This is a genomic window from Microbacterium suwonense (assembly GCF_030296555.1).
GTDB classification, from domain to species: domain Bacteria; phylum Actinomycetota; class Actinomycetes; order Actinomycetales; family Microbacteriaceae; genus Microbacterium; species Microbacterium suwonense.
Map to the genome: position 1 here is coordinate 362,209 of NZ_AP027728.1, position 17,186 is coordinate 379,394.

The following is a 17,186-nucleotide window of genomic DNA, read 5'->3' on the forward strand; positions in this document are numbered from 1 at the left end:
TGATCACCGTGCCGGCTCATGGTGAGACCGCATCAAGACACGACGTCCTGACACAGGAGGAGGAGCCGAGCATGACGCAGCCGGATGACCTGGAGAGACTGGCGAACAGCGTGCTGTGGCCCGGTTTTCTCGGCGATCGAGTGCCGGACTGGCTGACGGATGCCCTGCAGAACGGCCTGGCGGGAGTCGTGTACTTCGCACAGAATCTCGTCGGCGACACCGCCCAGCTGAGCGCGCAGATCCACCGCATCTCCCCGCATGCACTGATCGGCATCGACGAGGAGGGCGGCAGCGTCACGCGCCTGGAGACCGGCACCGGCTCCACCGTGCCCGGCGCCGCCGAGCTGGGTGCGCTCGACGATCTCGACGCGACCCGCGCGACCGGCCGCGAGATCGGTCGCCGTGTGGCCGCCGTCGGTGCGGATGTCGTCATCGCCCCCGTCGCCGATGTGAACACCGATCCCCGCAACCCGGTCATCGGCGTGCGGGCGTTCGGCTCCAGCACCGAGCTCGTCTCGCGTCATGTGGCGGCCGCCGTACGCGGCATCCAGTCCACCGGCGTCGCCGCCTGCGCCAAGCACTATCCCGGCCACGGCGACACGCACACCGACTCGCATCATGACCTGCCGCGGATCACGCTGGGACAGGACGAGATCGACCAGGTGCACCTGCCCCCGTTCGCGGCGGCCGTCGATGCCGGGGTGCGGGCCATCATGACCGCGCACATCGCCGCACCGCAGTGGGGTGAGGCGCCGGCCACCCTCAACCCGCTCGTGCTCGGACGTCTGCGCGCGGACGGCTTCGACGGGGTGGTCGTGACCGACGCCCTCGACATGGCCGCGATCCGCGAGAGCGTCGGGATCGGCGGAGGAGCGGTGCAGGCGCTGGCCGCCGGCGCCGACCTGCTGTGCGTCGGCAATCCGACCAATCCGGGTGAGGCGATGCTGCCCGATCAGGACGAGCGGGACTATCTTCAGGCGCGGGATGCCGTGGTCGCGGCGCTGCGCTCGGGGAGCTGCCGCGTGCGCGGGTGGAAGAGGCAGCCCGTCGCGTCGCCGCGCTGGCCGGTGCAGTGCGCTCGCGCGGATCGGTCGCCGAGGAGCCGTTCGACGCCGACGGCATCGCCGACCGCGCACTGCGCGTCGACGGATCCTTCCCGCCCCTGCCGGACGCACCTACGACCGTGATCGACCTGCGCCGCGCCTCATCGCTCGCGGTCGACAGCGCGGCATCGCACGTCGCAGAGGCGCTCGCGGCCGGAGGCGAGGTGGTGCGGCTGGATGCGGAAGGGGCCGCGGATGCCGAGATCGCCGCAGCCGGCGCGCCGAGCATCGTGCTCGTGGATCGCTTAGACCCGGATGCCGCGCAGCGGACCGTGCAGGAGCGCATCCGCGCGGAGCTCCCCGGGATCGTGACGGTCAACGTCGGTCTGGCCGTCGACGCCGCCGAGCCCGTGATCACGGCATCCGCGGCGAGTCTGCTCTCCGCTCGCGCTGCCCGCCGGGCGCTGCTGCGAGGAGCCGGCGGATCCGACCACGACGAGCTGCGATCCACCCTCGCCACCTTCGCGACCGAGCGGGTGGATCCGCGTTTCGCGGAGCTCGACCGGCTCGACACCCGCGACCAGGTGCGTCTGATGGCCGAGCACGGACACCGCGCGGTCGATGCGGTCGCCGAGGCGAGCGAGAGCATCGCCCGGGCGGTGGACGGCATCGTCGAGCGGATGCGGCAGGGCGGCCGGCTGATCTACCTCGGCGCCGGCTCTCCCGGCAGGATCGGCGTGCTCGACGCCAGTGAGATCCCGCCCACCTTCGGCGCCGACCCGGGCCTCGTGGTCGGGGTGATCGCCGGCGGCGACCGGGCGCTGCGTGCGGCCGTGGAGAACGCCGAGGACGACGCCGAGGCCGGTGCCGCCGAGCTCGCCGAGCTGGAGGTGGGACCGCTCGACAGCGTGGTCGGCATCTCGGCATCCGGACGCACGCCCTATGTGATCGGGGCGCTGCGCGAGGCCCGTGCGCGCGGCGCTCTCGCGATCGGGGTCGCCGGCAATCGGAGCGCGCAGCTGTCCGCTGACGCCGACATCGCCATCGAGGCCGAGGCAGCGCCCGAGATCGTGGCGGGCTCCACCCGGCTGAACTCCGGAACGGCGCAGAAGCTGGTGCTGAACATGCTGTCGACCCTGGCGATGGTCAAGCTCGGCAAGGTGTACGGCAACCTCATGGTCGACGTGCAGTCCACCAACGAGAAGCTGCGCGCCCGTGCGGAGCGCATCGTCATCACGGCGACCGGCTGCACCGCCGAGACCGCCGCGCGGGCGCTCGCCGCGGCGGATGGCTCGGTCAAGCTCGCGATCGGCATCGTCATGACCGGATCGGATGCCGAAGCGATGCGCCGCGCGCTGCAGGCGGCGCACGGCGATCTGCGCACCGCGCTCGCCGCTGCCGGCGGTGAGGACGCGGGCGCGTAGGCTTGAGGATCATGAACGACGCGCCCATCGGCATCTTCGACTCCGGGGTCGGCGGGCTGACGGTTGCCAGAGCCATCCGGGCGCAGCTGCCGCAGGAATCGCTCGTGTACATCGGCGACACCGCCCACTCGCCGTACGGGCCCAAGCCCATCGCCGAAGTGCGGCAGTACAGCCTCGAAGTGCTCGACACGCTGGTCGATCAGGGTGTGAAGATGCTCGTGATCGCCTGCAACACGGCATCCGCCGCCATGCTCCGCGACGCTCGGGAGCGCTACGACGTCCCCGTCGTCGAGGTGATCGGACCCGCGGTGCGCCGCGCGGTCTCGACCACCCGCAACGGCCGGATCGGCGTGATCGGCACCGTCGGCACGATCAGCTCCCGCGCCTATCAGGACATGCTCGAGGTCAACGCGAACCTCGACGTGTTCACTGCGGCGTGCCCGCGCTTCGTCGAGTTCGTCGAGGCCGGGATCACCGGCACCGCCGAGGTGCTCGCGGTGGCGGAGGGCTACCTGGCGCCGCTGCGCGACGCCGGCGTCGACACGCTCGTGCTCGGCTGCACGCACTACCCGTTCCTGCGCGGAGTCATCGGCTATGTGATGGGCGAGGGGGTCACGCTGGTCTCCAGCGACGACGAGACCGCCGCCGACGTCTACCGACAGCTCGTCCGGCGCGACCAGCTCGCCTCGGGGGCCGCCGTGCCGACCTACACCTACGAGGCCACCGGCGCCTCGGCCGACGAGTTCACCGCTCTCGCCAACCGGCTGATGGGTCACGAGGTGCGCGACGTGCAGCTCGTGCAGACCGGTGTGATCACCCTGCCGGACCTGTCCGATTTCGAGGACGCCGAACCGCCGGCCTCCGCCCAGACCTGACCCCTCCGAGAGGACACTATGACCGACATCGTGCGCGCCGACGGCCGCTCCACCGATCAGCTTCGCGAGATCACCATCGAGCGCGGATGGTCCGCGAACGCCGAGGGCTCGGCCCTGATCAGCTTCGGCGGCACGAAGGTGCTGTGCACCGCGTCGTTCACCAACGGCGTGCCGCGCTGGCTGACAGGGAAGGGCAAGGGTGGGTCACCGCCGAGTACGCCATGCTGCCTCGTGCCACCAACAGCCGCAACGACCGCGAGAGCGTGAAGGGTCGCATCGGCGGCCGCACCCATGAGATCTCCCGCCTGATCGGCCGTGCGCTGCGCGCGGTGGTCGATACCAAGGCGCTCGGCGAGAACACGATCGTCATCGACTGCGACGTGCTGCAGGCCGACGGCGGAACCCGCACCGCGGCGATCACCGGCGCGTACGTCGCGCTGGCCGATGCCATCGAGTGGGGACGCGAGAAGAGGTTCATCGGCCGCAACTCCACGCCGCTGCTGGACTCGGTCGCCGCCGTCTCGGTCGGCATCATCGACGGCGAGCCCATGCTCGATCTGGCATACGTCGAGGATGTGCGCGCCGAGACCGACATGAACATCGTCGTCACCGGCCGTGGGCTGTTCGTCGAGGTGCAGGGCACCGCAGAGGGGGCGCCCTTCGACAAGCGCGAACTGGATGCGCTGCTGGAACTCGGGGTGAACGGCTGCGCGAGCCTGAAGGAGCATCAGCTCGCCGCGCTGTCGGTGGATGCCTGATGCGGGTCGTCCTCGCCACGCACAACCCGCACAAGGTCGCCGAGTTCGCACAGATCGTCGCATCGACCAGGCCCGACCTCGAGGTCGTCGGCTACGACGGCCCTGAGCCGGTCGAGGACGGCGTGACCTTCGCGCAGAACGCGCTGATCAAGGCGCGGGCCGCCGCCGCGCACACCGGCCTGCCCGCACTCGCCGACGACTCCGGCATCTGCGTGGACGTGCTGGGCGGCTCGCCCGGCGTCTTCTCGGCATACTGGGCCGGGCAGAAGAAGGATGCCGTCGCCAACCTGGAGCTGCTGCTGGACCAGCTGCACGACATCGCCGACCCGCATCGCGGTGCGCAGTTCCACTCCACGATCGCCCTGGTCACCGCCGAGGGCGCCGAGCATGTCGTCGAGGGCATCTGGCCGGGGCGCCTGGCGCACGCGGCGGCGGGGGAGGGCGGCTTCGGCTACGACCCGATCTTCATCCCGGACGGCCAGGATCAGGCATCCGAGCGCACCGTCGGCCAGTTCACAGATGCCGAGAAGCAGTCCCAGTCGCACCGCGCCCGAGCTTTCCGCGCTCTGGTACCGCTGCTGGCCGGGCTGTGAGGGCTCGTCCCGCTGTTGAGAACCGTTACCGTTCCCGACTGCGCGGAACGGCCACAGGGCGGCTGAACCCGGCCTAGCCTGGAGGTATGCACGATCACGCGCCCGCAGCGGGCGGCCTCCGCGATGCCGGTCACCGGCGCCTGCTGGCGGTCTCTCTCGGGCTGACCGTCACAGTGATGGTGGTGCAGGTGGTCGGGGCGATCCTGTCGGGGTCGTTGGCGCTGCTGGCCGACGCCGCGCACATGTTCACGGACTCCTCAGCACTGGTGATCGCGCTCATCGCGACGGCGGTCGCCGCACGTCCCGCAGACGACCGCCGCACGTTCGGCTATCAGCGCGCGGAGGTGTTCGGCGCGCTGATCAACGCGATCATCCTCAGCGTGCTCATGGTCGTCGTCGCCGTGCAGGGCGTGCGAAGGCTCATCGAACCGGGAGAGGTGGAGGTGGCGGGCCCCCTCATGCTCGTCGTCGCCGTCGTCGGCATGGTCGCGAACGCGATCTCGATGTGGATCCTCAGCCGCGCCCAGCGGACCAGTATCAACGTGCGCGGCGCCTACCTGGAGGTGATGGGCGACCTGATCGGCTCGGTGATGGTGATCGTCGCCGCCGTCGTGATCGTCGTCACGGGCTGGATGCCCGCCGATGCCATCGCCTCGCTGGTGATCGCCGCGATGATCCTGCCCCGGGCGATCTCACTGCTGCGCGAGGTCTTCTCGGTGCTCGCCGAATCCGCGCCGAAGGGCATGTCGGTCAACGAGATCCGCGAGCACCTGACGAAGTACGACGGCGTCGTCGATGTGCACGACGTGCACATCTGGCAGCTCACCCGCGGTGCGCCGGTGTTCACGGCACATGTCACGGTCGCCCCTGACGTGTACTCCGCGGCGCGCTCGGCGGAGCTGCTGCAGGAGCTGACCTCGTGCCTGGCCGAGCACTTCGATGTCGAGCACTCCACATTCCAGTTCGAGCCGGCCGATCACGACGACTGCGAGGCGACGCACGCCTGACGGCGGCGCAGCGCTCGCGACGGCTCAGGTCTCCTGCCGGACCTCGCGGGGATCCTTGTCGGGCCGCAGTCCGCGCCAGCGTGCGTGACGCAGGATGCCGCCCGGCGACCAGTTCGCGAACTCCACCTCCCCGACCAGCTCGGGACGCACCCATTGCGCGTCCGAGGCATCGGCGGACGGCACCCCTGCGAGCCCCGGCGACGATGCGCGCAGCGGCTCCAGTCGGGCGGCGAGGTCGCGCAGCATCCGGTCGGTGAACCCGGTGCCGACGCGGCCCACGTACCGCAGGGAGCCGTCCTGGTCGGGCACGGCGAGCAGCAGCGAGCCGATCGTGCCGCTGCGGTTGCCGCGGCCGGGACGGATGCCGACGATCACCGCCTCCTGCGTGCGGGTGTGCTTGAGTTTCAGCCACGACGACGATCGTGCTCCGGGACGGTAACCGGACTCCGGGTCCTTCGCGACGACCCCCTCCAGCCCGTACCGCGCACTCACAGCCAGTGCCGCGTCGAGATCGTCGAAGACGGGCGGAACCTGCACGGGAGCGGTCACATCGGCGGTGAGCTGCTCCAGCAGCTCCCGGCGCTGCCGCAGCGGCAGCCGGCTGAGATCGTGCCCGTCCAGCCGCATCAGGTCGAACAGCACGTACCTCACCGGTGTTCGCGCGGCCTCGCGCTCGATCTCGCGGGCGCGGGTGAGGTGCATCCGGTCCTGCAGTCGGCTGAAACTGGGTCGCCCCTGCGCGTCGAAGGCGACGATCTCGCCGTCGACGACGGCATCGGATGCCGGCAGGCTCAGCGAGCTCGGGGAGGTCAGTTCCGGGTATCGCCCGGTGATGTCGGTGCCGCTGCGTGCTCGCAGCGTGAGGCGGTCGTCGGCCCAGGTGCCGATGGCGCGGATGCCGTCCCATTTCACCTCGGCCCAGGACGGCGTGCTGAGCGCCCGGGCCAGGCCCGGCGTGCCGGTCTCGGCGAGCATCGGACGGATGCGGGCAGCGTCGCCCCTCTCGCGTGCTGCTTCGTGCGCGTGCTCAGGAGCATCCTGCAGTGCCGGCTGTGACGTGCGCTGTGACAGGTGCGGGTTCGTGCGCTGTCTCGTGTGCTGTTTCGTGCGCGGTGCACCGGCATCCGGCATCCGATGCAGCAGCCACTGCGACTTCTCGCCCTCGCCTTCGGTGCGGATCAGGGCGAGCCGCGCCGAGCCGAGCCGGCCGCCCGCTCTTCCGGTGAAGGTGCCGATCACCTCGTCGTCGCGCCATTTCTCCAGCATCACCGTGCCGATGTCCCAGACGGTCATCGACCCTGCGCCGTACTCACCCTGGGGGATCTCGCCCTCGAATGTGAGGTACTCCAGTGGGTGCGGCTCGGTCATCACGGCGAGATGATTGCGCTCCGAGGTCTCGGGGACCCCTTGGGCACAGCCCAGCTGATCAGCACGCCGTCACGCTCGATGCGCAGGTCGTAGTGCAGGCTGCTGGCGTGATGCTCCTGGATCACGAAGCGCGGCGCCGTCGCGGTAGCGGCATATGCCGCGCGCGGCATGGGCTCGGGAGTCTTCGCGGCGTCGCGTTTGGCGAGGTAGGAGGCCAGTGCCGGATGCGGCGAAGCGAGCGCGGCGAGCGGATCGATGCCGGCATCCACCCGCTCCAGCACCTCGGCGAACTCGAGGTGCCGCAGCTCCGGATCGTCCAGCTCTTCCCAGGTGCGCGGCGCCGCCACCAAGGGATGCGCGCGGCCGCGCAGCGAGTAGGGGGCGATGGTGGTCTTGGAGGTGCTGTTCTGACTCCAGTCGATGAACACCCTGCCGGTGCGCGCGGTCTTTGCCATCGTGTGCGTGGCGATTTCGGGATGATCCGCCTCGATCAGCCGCGCGAGCTCCTTGGCGACGGCCGAGACCTCGTCGCTGGTCTGCCTGCCGGTGCCGTCGTCGGTGGTCGGCAGACGCGCGTACAGATGGATGCCCTTGCTGCCGCTGGTCACCGGCAGCGGCTCCAGACCCATGCCGGTGAGGATGCCGCGAGCGATCCGCGCGACCGCGGCGCACTGCGCGAGCCCCGCACCGGGGCCGGGGTCGAGATCCAGCACGAGACGGTCGGGTCGGCCGCGGCCACCGGAATGCGTGAACCGCCACTGCGGCACGTGCAGCTCCAGCGCGGCCACCTGCGCGAACCACGCCAGCGTGGCGACGTCATCGGCGAGAGGGTACTCCTTCGGCCCCTCGGAGTGCTCGATCGGCATCCGCCGCACCCAGTCCGGCGCGCCCTGCTCCAGTTGCTTGGCGAAGAAGCTCTCCGCCGGAGCATCCGTGGTGCCGACCCCGTCCACCCAGCGCTTGCGCGTGACCGGGCGGCCGCGCAGGTGCGGCAGCATGACGGGCGCGACGCGGGTGCAGTACTCGAGGATCTCGCCCTTCGTCGTGCCGGTCTCGGGGTAGACGACCTTGTCGAGATTGGTCACGCGCAGGCGACGGCCATCCACCCGCACGACCTGCCCGCTCGCTGCCATGTGCACAGAGTAGTCGGCACGGGTAGTCGGCACGGGTAGCCGGCCCAGGGAGATCGGCCCAGGGAGATCGGCCCAGGTCAATCCCCTGGCCGTCTCGGCTGTGACTGGTGATACTTGTGTGATGAGGAGCATCTGGAAGGGCGCCGTGACCTTCGGCCTGGTGAACGTGCCGGTCAAGGTGTACTCGGCGACCGAGGACCACGACATCTCGCTGCACCAGGTGCACGACGAGGACGGCGGCCGCATCCGCTATCAGCGCGTCTGCGAGCTGGACGGCAAGGTCGTCGCCTACGCCGACATCGACCGGGCGTACGTCGACGAGGACGGCCAGACCGTCGTGCTCACCAAGAAGGATCTCGAGGCGCTGCCCGCGGAGAAGAGCCGGGAGATCGACGTGGTCGAGTTCGTGCCCAGCGATCAGATCGACCTGCTGACCCTGGACAAGCCCTACTATCTGGAGCCGGACTCGAAGTCGCCGAAGGCGTATGTGCTGCTGCGCAAGACCCTGGAGCAGACCGACCGCACCGCGATCGTGCGGTTCACACTGCGGCAGAAGACCAGGCTGGCCGCCCTTCGCGTGCGCGGCGACGTGCTCGTGCTGCAGACGCTGCTGTGGGCAGACGAGGTGCGCGAGGCATCGTTCCCCGCGCTGGAGGAGGATGTGAAGATTAGCAAGAAGGAGCTCGAGCTCTCTTCGGCGCTCGTCGACAGCTACTCCGGCGACTTCGAGCCGGAGGAGTACGTCGATGAGTATCAGAAGGAGCTGCGCACCCTGATCGAGGCGAAGATCGAGGCCGGCGAGACCTTCGACGTAGCGGAGACCTTCGCAGAGGAGGATGAGGGGACCGGCGGCGAGGTCATCGATCTGATGGAGGCGCTGCGCGCCAGCGTGGAGAAGACCAAGGCGGCGCGAAAGGATGCCGAGCCGAAGGCCGAGGGCAAGAAGACCGGCGGGAAGAAGCGGGCCGGCTGAGCCTTCTCAGTGCTTGCCGTCGCCGTCCAGGTCGGGAGCGCGGTCGAACACCTCGGCGTCCAGTCGCAGCGCCTGCGCCTCGACGGCATCCGTCTCGGTATCCCCGCCGGCCTCGGCGTACTTCGCCGCCTTGCGGCGTTCGCCGAGGTAGTGCCAGAGCACGATGAGCGCCGAGCCTGCGACAGCAGCCAGCAGGATCAGATCGATGTAGTCCTTCACGAAATCAGCGATCGGGGGAATGTAGCCGATCGCGTAGCCGAACATCGTCAGGCCGAAGCCCCACAGGACCGCGCCGATCAGGTTGTACAGCGAGTAGCGCTTCCACGGCATGTGGCCGACGCCCGCGGCGACCGGGGCGAAGGTGCGCACGATCGGCACGAAGCGGGCGAGGATCACGGTGATGCCGCCGAAGCGCTCGAAGAACGCATTGGTGCGCTCGACGTTCTTACGGCTGAACAGACCGGACTCCTTGCGCTCGAAGACCGCGGGGCCGCCCTTGTGGCCGATGAAGTAGCCGACCTCTCCGCCCACGAAGGCCGAGAGCCCGATCAGCAGTGCGACCAGCCAGACGTTCACCCCAAACACGCCGTTCGGGAACTGGTCGGTGCTGTGCGACAGCAGACCCGAGATAACCAGGAGCGTGTCGCCCGGCAGCAGGAAGCCGACGAGCAGTCCGGTCTCGGCGAAGATGATGAAGCACACGACCAGCAGAGCCCATGCGCCGGCCCACCCGATGATGAAAGCGGGGCTGAGCCAGTCGGGCATGAAGGCCGTCGGAGCCTGAATCAGGGAGTGAAGCAAGGGGAGGATTCCCGTCGTTGGTTTTCGGCGGTGAGGAGTGAAGCTACGTGCGGGAGATGGGACTTGAACCCACACGCTCGAAAGCACAGGAACCTAAATCCTGCGTGTCTACCAATTCCACCACTCCCGCGCGTGGTCAAGTCTAGCGATCCGAGGGTGGGGGTTTTCCGTAGATCTGCCGAGGAGTTCCTGTGGATAACTTTGACGGGCCGATCGCCGGATCTGCCATGATCTCGGGCGTGAGTCATCCGTCCTACGTCGTCGCCGAGCGGGTTCGGCGACGATTGCGCCTCGAGCACACCGATCCGTCCTCGAATCCCGACGAGGCGCGGCACATCGCCCAGACCGAGGTGCGCCGTCACAACGACCTGGCGCTGCAGCGCGGCGAGGCGATCATCGACGACGAGGCGGCGCTGATCAGGGACGTGCTGGCCTCCGTCTCGGGGTTCGGCGCGCTGCAGCCGCTGCTCGATGACCCCGAGATCGAGGAGATCTGGCTGAACGGCCCCGACCGCATCTTCGTGGCCCGCGGCGGTACCACCGAGCGCGTCGACCTCCGGCTGACGGATGCGATCATCCGCGACCTGGTCGAGCGGATGCTGCAGTCCACCGGACGGCGGGTGGATGTCAGCCAGCCTTTCGTGGACGCGTCGCTCCCGGACGGCTCGCGTCTGCACGTCGCCATCGCCGACGTGGTGCGCGGCTCGTGGGCTGTCAACATCAGGAAGTTCCTGCCGCAGCATCGCACCCTGGAATCCCTGGTCGCGCAGGGGTCGGTGCCGGCGCACATCGCCGACCTGCTGCGGCAGGCTCTGCTCGACGGGCGCAGCATCATCGTCTCGGGTGCGACTCACGCGGGGAAGACCACATTGCTCGGCGCGCTGCTGGCATCCGTCGCCGATCAGCAGCGGATCATCACAGTGGAGGAGACCTTCGAGCTGGCCGTCGAGGGGCCGGATGTGGTCGCGCTGCAGGGGCGGCAGGCGAGTCTGGAAGGCACCGGTCAGATCACGCTGCGCCGGCTCGTGAAGGAGGCGCTGCGGATGCGGCCCGATCGGATCGTCGTGGGAGAGGTGCGTGATGCGGAGGCCCTCGACCTGGTGCTCGCGCTGAATACCGGTGTTCCCTCGGCGGGAACGATCCACGCCAACTCTGCCGATGAGGCGCTGGAGAAGCTCGCCCTGCTGCCGCTGCTGGCCGGGCGCAACATCGACAGGGCCTTCATCGCTCCTGCCCTGGCCACCTCGATCTCGTACGTCGTGCACTGCCGTCGCGACGCCGATGGGACGCGCCGGGTCGTCGAGGTGGTTGCACCCACCGGCGAGGTGCAGCACGGTCGCATCCTGACCGCCACGATCCACCGGGCTGGAGCACCGGTATGACCCTGCTGCTCGGCGCGCTGCTGGCAGCGGGGCTGCTGCTGTGCGCATCGCCCTGGCTGTGGCCGCCCCGCGAGCACGCACCCCGAACCGCGCGCAGGAGCCGGGTGCGCAGGCTGCTGGAGGAGGCGGGCCTTGCTCGCGCATCCACCCGCACCCTTCTGATGACGATGATCTCGGCGGGACTGGTCGCGGCATCCGTCGCCTGGCTGATCACCGCACTGCCCATCCTCGTGCTGCTCGCCGGCGTCGCCGCCGCGTCGGCACCCGTGCTGTACCTGCGCGGCCGGCGACTGCGCCTACGCAAGGCGCGCCGCCAGCTGTGGCCGGATGTCTGCGACCTGCTGGTGGCCGCGATCCGGGTCGGGCTCTCGCTTCCCGACGCGGTGGCGAGCCTGGCCGACTCCGCCCCACCGGCGGTCCGGCCGGCCTTCGCCGTCTTCGCCCGGGATCTGCACGCCACCGGACGGTTCGAGACGAGCCTGGATCGGCTGAAGACCACGCTCGCCGATCCGATCGCCGACCGGATCATCGAGACGCTGCGGATGGCCAGGCAGGTGGGCGGAACCGAGTTGACCGGCGTGCTCCGCGCGCTGTCGTCATCGGTGCGCGCCGATGCCGCCCTGCGGGGCGAGGTCGAGGCGCGGCAGTCCTGGATCCGCGGCGCCGCCGTGCTGGGGGCCATCGCACCATGGGTGATCCTGGGGCTGCTGGTGATGCGGCCGGAGGGGCGTCAGGCCTATGCGAGCACCGAAGGGATGGTCGTGATCATCGTCGGAGCGGCGGTGTCGGTGATCGCCTACCGGATCATGCTGCGCATCGGCCGGCTCGCAGAGCCGGAGAGGTGGTTCGGATGAGCGATGTCACGGATGCCGCGCTCGCCGTCCTCCTGGGCGGCGGCTTCGCCCTGGGGGTGCTCGGGGTGCTCTCCGCGCTGCCGAGGTGGGGCGCGCTTCCGCTGGAGCGTCGTATCGCCCCGTACCTGCGCGACGTGGTGCGCGACGAGGATCTGCCGTCGGGGATACTGCCCAGGGTGGCGATGCTGCCGGTGCAGGGGCGAACGCTCTGGGAGCGGCTGCGGTTGTCCTTCGAACGGATCGTGGGAGGCGGGGATGCGCTGGCTCTGCGCCTCGCTCAGGCGGGCACGGCGCAGTCTCCCGCCGCGTTCCGAGGCCGTCAGCTGGCGTGGGGCGTGGCCGGGCTGGTGGCCGGTGCGCTGATCGTGGTCGTGATGGCTCTCGCGGGCCGGTTGACACCGCCGGCGGTTCTGCTGCCCGTGCTCGTCGCCGCAGGGGCCGCCGTCGCCTACGACATGCAGTTGACCGCACGTGCGAAGTCACGGCGTGCGCGGCTGACCGATGAGCTGCCGACGACCCTGGAGTTCCTGGCGCTGTGCCTCTCGGCGGGGGAGTCGCTGCTGGATGCGCTGCGCCGGGTCTCGGGGATCGGCACCGGCGAGCTCACCGAGGAGCTGCGGCAGGCCGTGCTGGCGGTGCATACCGGCTCGCCGATGGCCGACGCGCTGGGCGAGACCGCGACCCGTCTGCAGCTGCCCGGCCTGTCGCGTGCGGTCGACCAGATCGTGGCAGCCCTCGAACACGGCGCGCCGCTGGCCGCAGTGCTGCACTCGCAGGCGGCGGATGCCAGAGACGAGGCCAAGCGGGTGATCATCGAGGACGCCGGGAAGAAGGAGATCCTCATGCTCCTGCCCCTGGTGTTCCTGATCCTGCCGCTCTCGGTTCTGTACGCCATCTACCCCGGACTCTTCATCCTCCGGCTCGGCCTCGGCTGAGCTCCGATCCATCAGGCTCGGCCTCGGCTGAGCCCCGACACAAGGAACAGATATGACGACGATCAAGAAGACGATCAAGAAGTGGCTCTCCGCGGGCAGGGGCATCGCCCAGGACGAAACCGGTGACGTGCCCGGCTGGGTGCTCGTGACCCTGATGACCGCTGCCTTGGTGGTGCTGATCTGGGCCGTCGCCGGCCCCGCGCTGGTGGACCTGTTCGAGCAGGCGATCGGCCGCGTCTCGGGCATCTGACCAGGCTCATGCGCAGCTCCGCATCGCCGACCGATGAGCGCGGCTCCAGCCCCGTCGAGTTCGTGCTCGTCGGCGCGCTGCTGACCGCGCTCGTCCTGGCGGTGCTGCAGGTCGCCTTCGCCGTCTACGTGCGCAACGTCGTCCATGACGCCGCCGTGGAGGGCGCGCACTATGCGGCGCTCGCCGACACGACACTGGCCGATGGCGCGGCACGTACCCGTGAGGTCATCGGCCGTGCGGTCGGCAGTGCGTACGCGCAGGATGTCGCCGTCGGCCAGGATCGCAGTCTGGGGCATGAGAGCGTCGTGATGCGGGTGCGCACCACACTGCCTGTGCTCGGTCTCATCGGAGTTCCCCACGGGATGGAGGTGGAGGCGCGTGCGCCCGTCGAATCCTTCGACGTCGAGTGAGCTCGGCCCCCGGTGGGCGGATGACACCGGCTCGGCAGCCCTGGAGTTCATCACCGTCGGCGTGCTGCTGCTGGTTCCCCTGGTCTACCTCGTGCTCACCCTCGGGGCCGTGCAGGAGCAGACGCTCGGCGCCGAGGCCGCGGCGCGGCACACCGCGCGCGTGATCGGCCAGGCCCCGGACGCCGACACCGCCGCCGCGCGCGGCGACGGCGTGCTGCAGAGCGTGATCCGCGAATACGGCATGGACGCGGATGCCGTGGACGTCAGCATCCGCTGCCGCCCCTCCGGCGCCGCCTGTCCCACGGCTGGCAGCACCGTCATCGTCACCGTCACCACCCGCGTGAGTCTGCCGTTCATGCCGCCGCTGTTCGGCCTGGATCGGATCGCCGCGATCCCCGTGCAGGCCGAATCGGCGCAGAAGACCTCGAGACTGTGGGGGAGCGGATGATGCCTGTGCGAGCGCGTCGTCGGTTCGCGGCACGCCTCCGTGCTCTCGCGGGCGACGACGACGGCAGCATCCTGCCGCTGATCCTGGGCTATGTGCTGCTGGCGATCGCGGTGATCCTGGTATGCACCTGCGCCACCGACCTGTACATCGCGCAGAAGCGCCTGGATTCCCTCGCCGATGCCGCCGCGCTCGCCGGAGCCGACGGCTTCACGCTCGAGGCTGCGGACGGGCGGGTGCACGCCGAGCTGACCGATGAGAAGGTGCGGGAGCAGGCGGATGCCGTGGTCGCCGCCGTCGCACAGGAGGCGCGGATCACGTACGCCGGGACACCGGACGGCGTCTCGGCGCGCGTGACCGTGAGCGTGGTCTGGCATCCGCCGATGCTCTCGCCGTTCGTCCCCGAGGGGGTGCCGCTGGAATCGACGGCGACCACCCGCACGGCGTTGCGCTGACCCGCGCCGGCGCCGGGCCGGGTCAGTCTCGCGCGCGCGGCACGTAGCGCGGCGTCCAGCGCAGGAACCCGGCCGCGCCGACGAGCGCCACCACGCCCATCAGGCCGGTGGCCAGCGACAGGGATGCCGCGGCGGTGATCGCCGAGATCGCCACGGGGGCGGCGGCGCCGCCGGCATCCGTCAGCGTTCGCCACGAACCCAGGAACGCCGCAGGATCCCGATCCGGAGCCAGGTCGGCGCCGAAGGTGAGCAGGATGCCGCTGGAGAGCCCGTTTCCGACACCGAGGACGGCGGCGAGAGCGCCGTACCAGAGCATCGCCGAGTCGATGTCGTGCGTGAACGACAGCGCGACGAAGCCCAGGCCCATCAGTGCCAGCGCAGGCATGACCGCCCAGATTCGCCCGAATTTGTCCATCACCTGACCGCTCGCGTAGAACAGCGCGAAATCGATCGCGCCGGACACACCGACCACCAGCGCGATTGTGGTCGCATCCAAGCCGAGCGAGACGCCCCACAGCGGCATGATCACCTGGCGTGCCGAGCGCACGGCCGACAGGCAGGCGGCCGAGACTCCGAGCCGGGAGAGCACCGTGCGGTGCTCCCACAGGGTGCGGAACACGCCGCGCTGGTCGGCCACCGGAATGGAACCGGTGACCACTTCTCCGGAATCCTCTGCGACGGCTGCACCGGTGGGCTTGAGCAGCACCGGAATGGTGCGCTCCGGATCGGGGCCGAGCAGCACCAGCACGACGAGCACAGCCGTGCAGCCCAGGAGGAACCAGACCGTGGACAGCTCGGTGCCGGTCAGACTGATCAGGCCCGCGGCGATGAACGGCCCCACGAACACGCCCAGGCGAAAGCACCCGCCCAGCAGCGACAGCAGTCGCGCACGGAACCGGATGGGCACGCGTGTGGTCATGAACGCGTGCCTGGCCAGTCCGAACGCGGCCGCGCACAAGCCCAGCAGGAACACGGAGGCCGTCAACAGCATCAGCGACGACGCCAGCAGCATCCCGACCCCCGCGACCATCGCCGCCAGACCCGCGTAGACCATCGTGAATCTCTCGCCGATCTTCGCGACCAGCCAGCCCGAGGGGATGTTCCCGCACAGCTGTCCGACCACCAGGGCCGAGGTCACCAGCGCCGCCATCGGGACATCCGCGCCGAGCTCGGTGGCGAACACCGGGATCAGCGGGATCACGGCTCCTCGCCGAGGGCGAACAGCACAGTCGGGATGTAGACCATCGGTCCGAACTGCCTGATGACCCTGCCGACGTTTTCGCTCACCTCCCCACGCTAACGCCGCCGGGCGCGGAAGCAGGTGTGCGGCGCGGTAGGCTGGACTGCCATGTTCGAACTCGATCTCTCCGCCGACATCCAGGCCCTGCGACACACCTTCGGTGATATCCGCGAGGTCGTCGACGTCGACGCTCTGCACGCGGACATCGCGCGTCTGAGCGAGGAGGCGGGTGCGCCCGATCTGTGGGATGACCCCGATCAGGCACAGAAGGTGACCAGCGCACTCAGCCACAAGCAGGCCGACCTCAAGCGCGTCAGCGAAGTCGAGCGGCGCCTCGACGACCTGGAGGTGCTGGTCGAGCTGGCCAACGAGATGCAGGACGAGGACTCCGCCGAGGAGGCGCGCAGGGAGCTCGCATCGCTCACCGAGACGATCAACCAGCTCGAGGTGCAGACGCTGCTGGACGGCGAGTACGACGATCGCAACGCGATCATCACCATCCGCTCCGGAGCAGGCGGCGACGATGCCACCGACTTCGCTGAGATGCTCATGCGCATGTACCTGCGCTGGGCCGAGCACCACGGCTACCCGGTGAAGGTGATGGACACCTCCTATGCGGAGGGCGCCGGCATCAAGTCGGCGACGTTCGAGATCACCGCGCCGTACGCCTTCGGCACCCTCTCGGTCGAGGCGGGCACGCACCGCCTGGCACGCATCAGCCCGTTCGGCTCTGCCGACAAGCGGCAGACCTCCTTCGCCGCCGTCGAGGTCATCCCCCTCATGGAGGAGGCGACCGAGGTAGAGATCCCCGAGAACGACATCCGCGTGGACGTGTTCCGCTCCTCGGGCCCCGGCGGCCAGTCGGTGAACACCACCGACTCCGCGGTGCGGATCACTCACCTGCCCACCGGCATCGTCATCTCGATGCAGAACGAGAAGTCGCAGATCCAGAACCGCGCGGCCGCGATGAGGCTGCTGCAGACGCGTCTGCTGCTGCTGCAGAAGGAGCAGGAGGCAGCGAAGAAGAAGGAGCTGGCCGGCACGATCACCGCCAGCTGGGGCGATCAGATGCGCTCTTACTTCCTGTACGGCCAGCAGCTGGTCAAGGATCTGCGCACCGGCCACGAGTCGGGCAACCCCGCGAGCGTCTTCGACGGCGACCTCGACGACTTCATCTCCGCCGGCATCCGCTGGCGCAAGCGCAAAGAAGAGGACTGACCTCAGCCGGGTGTCGCTGAAC

The 17,186-nt window shown here is 69.7% G+C and carries 16 protein-coding genes, 1 tRNA gene and 2 pseudogenes; 15 read left to right on the top strand and 4 right to left on the bottom strand.

The window, feature by feature from the left end:
• Positions 1 to 71 precede the first annotated feature (71 nt).
• From QUE33_RS01850 to QUE33_RS01875, 6 genes and pseudogenes are all read left to right on the top strand, one after another.
• Positions 72 to 1,187, top strand: a complete 1,116-nt coding sequence (locus tag QUE33_RS01850; protein WP_286301590.1) for a glycoside hydrolase family 3 protein — start codon at positions 72 to 74, stop codon at positions 1,185 to 1,187.
• 392 nt (positions 1,188 to 1,579) lie between these two features.
• Positions 1,580 to 2,467 (top strand): N-acetylmuramic acid 6-phosphate etherase, encoded by an 888-nt coding sequence (gene murQ / locus QUE33_RS01855; RefSeq protein ID WP_286302988.1) that lies wholly within the window; start codon positions 1,580 to 1,582, stop codon positions 2,465 to 2,467.
• A gap of 11 nt (positions 2,468 to 2,478) precedes the next feature.
• Entirely contained in the window at positions 2,479 to 3,342 is an 864-nt protein-coding gene (gene murI, locus QUE33_RS01860; protein ID WP_286301592.1) for a glutamate racemase, read from the top strand.
• Between the two features lie 18 nt (positions 3,343 to 3,360).
• A pseudogene (gene rph / locus QUE33_RS01865) lies at positions 3,361 to 4,100 on the top strand (ribonuclease PH).
• Positions 4,100 to 4,693, top strand: a complete 594-nt coding sequence (rdgB, locus tag QUE33_RS01870) for an RdgB/HAM1 family non-canonical purine NTP pyrophosphatase (RefSeq protein WP_286301593.1) — start codon at positions 4,100 to 4,102, stop codon at positions 4,691 to 4,693. Before rph ends, rdgB begins: the two are co-directional and overlap by 1 nt.
• Before the next feature lie 86 nt (positions 4,694 to 4,779).
• Positions 4,780 to 5,700, top strand: coding sequence for a cation diffusion facilitator family transporter (locus QUE33_RS01875; protein WP_286301595.1), 921 nt, complete (start codon positions 4,780 to 4,782; stop codon positions 5,698 to 5,700).
• 24 nt (positions 5,701 to 5,724) lie between these two features.
• Here the strand turns inward: QUE33_RS01875 and QUE33_RS01880 are convergent.
• A pseudogene (locus tag QUE33_RS01880) lies at positions 5,725 to 8,201 on the bottom strand (ATP-dependent DNA ligase).
• A gap of 121 nt (positions 8,202 to 8,322) precedes the next feature.
• On the opposite strand from QUE33_RS01880, the gene ku reads away from it, so the two are divergent.
• Positions 8,323 to 9,174, top strand: coding sequence for a non-homologous end joining protein Ku (ku, locus tag QUE33_RS01885; RefSeq protein WP_286301596.1), 852 nt, complete (start codon positions 8,323 to 8,325; stop codon positions 9,172 to 9,174).
• Between the two features lie 6 nt (positions 9,175 to 9,180).
• Here the strand turns inward: ku and QUE33_RS01890 are convergent, their stop codons facing one another.
• Together QUE33_RS01890 and QUE33_RS01895 are read right to left on the bottom strand one after the other, a co-directional pair.
• A complete protein-coding gene (locus QUE33_RS01890; protein WP_286301598.1) occupies positions 9,181 to 9,939 on the bottom strand; it encodes a DedA family protein in 759 nt (252 codons plus the stop codon).
• A gap of 84 nt (positions 9,940 to 10,023) precedes the next feature.
• Positions 10,024 to 10,105, bottom strand: a tRNA-Leu gene (locus QUE33_RS01895).
• 61 nt (positions 10,106 to 10,166) lie between these two features.
• On the opposite strand from QUE33_RS01895, the gene QUE33_RS01900 reads away from it, so the two are divergent.
• The 7 genes from QUE33_RS01900 to QUE33_RS01930 are packed head-to-tail and all read left to right on the top strand — an operon-like array spanning position 10,167 to position 14,706.
• Complete coding sequence (locus QUE33_RS01900; RefSeq protein WP_434019608.1) at positions 10,167 to 11,357, top strand: TadA family conjugal transfer-associated ATPase; 1,191 nt, start codon at positions 10,167 to 10,169, stop codon at positions 11,355 to 11,357.
• A complete protein-coding gene (locus tag QUE33_RS01905) occupies positions 11,354 to 12,211 on the top strand; it encodes a type II secretion system F family protein (protein WP_286301600.1) in 858 nt (285 codons plus the stop codon). The genes QUE33_RS01900 and QUE33_RS01905 overlap by 4 nt, the downstream gene beginning before the upstream one ends.
• On the top strand, positions 12,208 to 13,146 hold the full coding sequence (locus QUE33_RS01910) for a type II secretion system F family protein (protein WP_286301601.1): 939 nt from the start codon (positions 12,208 to 12,210) through the stop codon (positions 13,144 to 13,146). Before QUE33_RS01905 ends, QUE33_RS01910 begins: the two co-directional genes overlap by 4 nt.
• Positions 13,147 to 13,198: 52 nt before the next feature.
• Positions 13,199 to 13,396, top strand: a complete 198-nt coding sequence (locus QUE33_RS01915; protein ID WP_286301603.1) for a hypothetical protein — start codon at positions 13,199 to 13,201, stop codon at positions 13,394 to 13,396.
• 8 nt (positions 13,397 to 13,404) lie between these two features.
• Entirely contained in the window at positions 13,405 to 13,806 is a 402-nt protein-coding gene (locus QUE33_RS01920) for a TadE/TadG family type IV pilus assembly protein (RefSeq protein WP_286301605.1), read from the top strand.
• Positions 13,775 to 14,254, top strand: coding sequence for a TadE family protein (locus QUE33_RS01925; protein WP_286301608.1), 480 nt, complete (start codon positions 13,775 to 13,777; stop codon positions 14,252 to 14,254). Before QUE33_RS01920 ends, QUE33_RS01925 begins: the two co-directional genes overlap by 32 nt.
• Positions 14,251 to 14,706: a pilus assembly protein TadG-related protein gene (locus QUE33_RS01930; RefSeq protein WP_286301609.1), complete on the top strand. Its 456-nt coding sequence runs from the start codon at positions 14,251 to 14,253 to the stop codon at positions 14,704 to 14,706. Before QUE33_RS01925 ends, QUE33_RS01930 begins: the two co-directional genes overlap by 4 nt.
• Positions 14,707 to 14,728: 22 nt before the next feature.
• Here QUE33_RS01930 and QUE33_RS01935 read toward each other — a convergent pair whose 3' ends face one another.
• Positions 14,729 to 15,907 carry an MFS transporter gene (locus QUE33_RS01935; protein WP_434019609.1) on the bottom strand — a complete coding sequence of 393 codons (1,179 nt, stop codon included), beginning with the start codon at positions 15,905 to 15,907 and terminating at the stop codon, positions 14,729 to 14,731.
• 147 nt (positions 15,908 to 16,054) lie between these two features.
• Here QUE33_RS01935 and prfB point away from each other — a divergent pair, with 147 nt between their 5' ends.
• Complete coding sequence (gene prfB / locus QUE33_RS01940; RefSeq protein WP_286301611.1) at positions 16,055 to 17,164, top strand: peptide chain release factor 2; 1,110 nt, start codon at positions 16,055 to 16,057, stop codon at positions 17,162 to 17,164.
• Positions 17,165 to 17,186 lie beyond the last annotated feature (22 nt).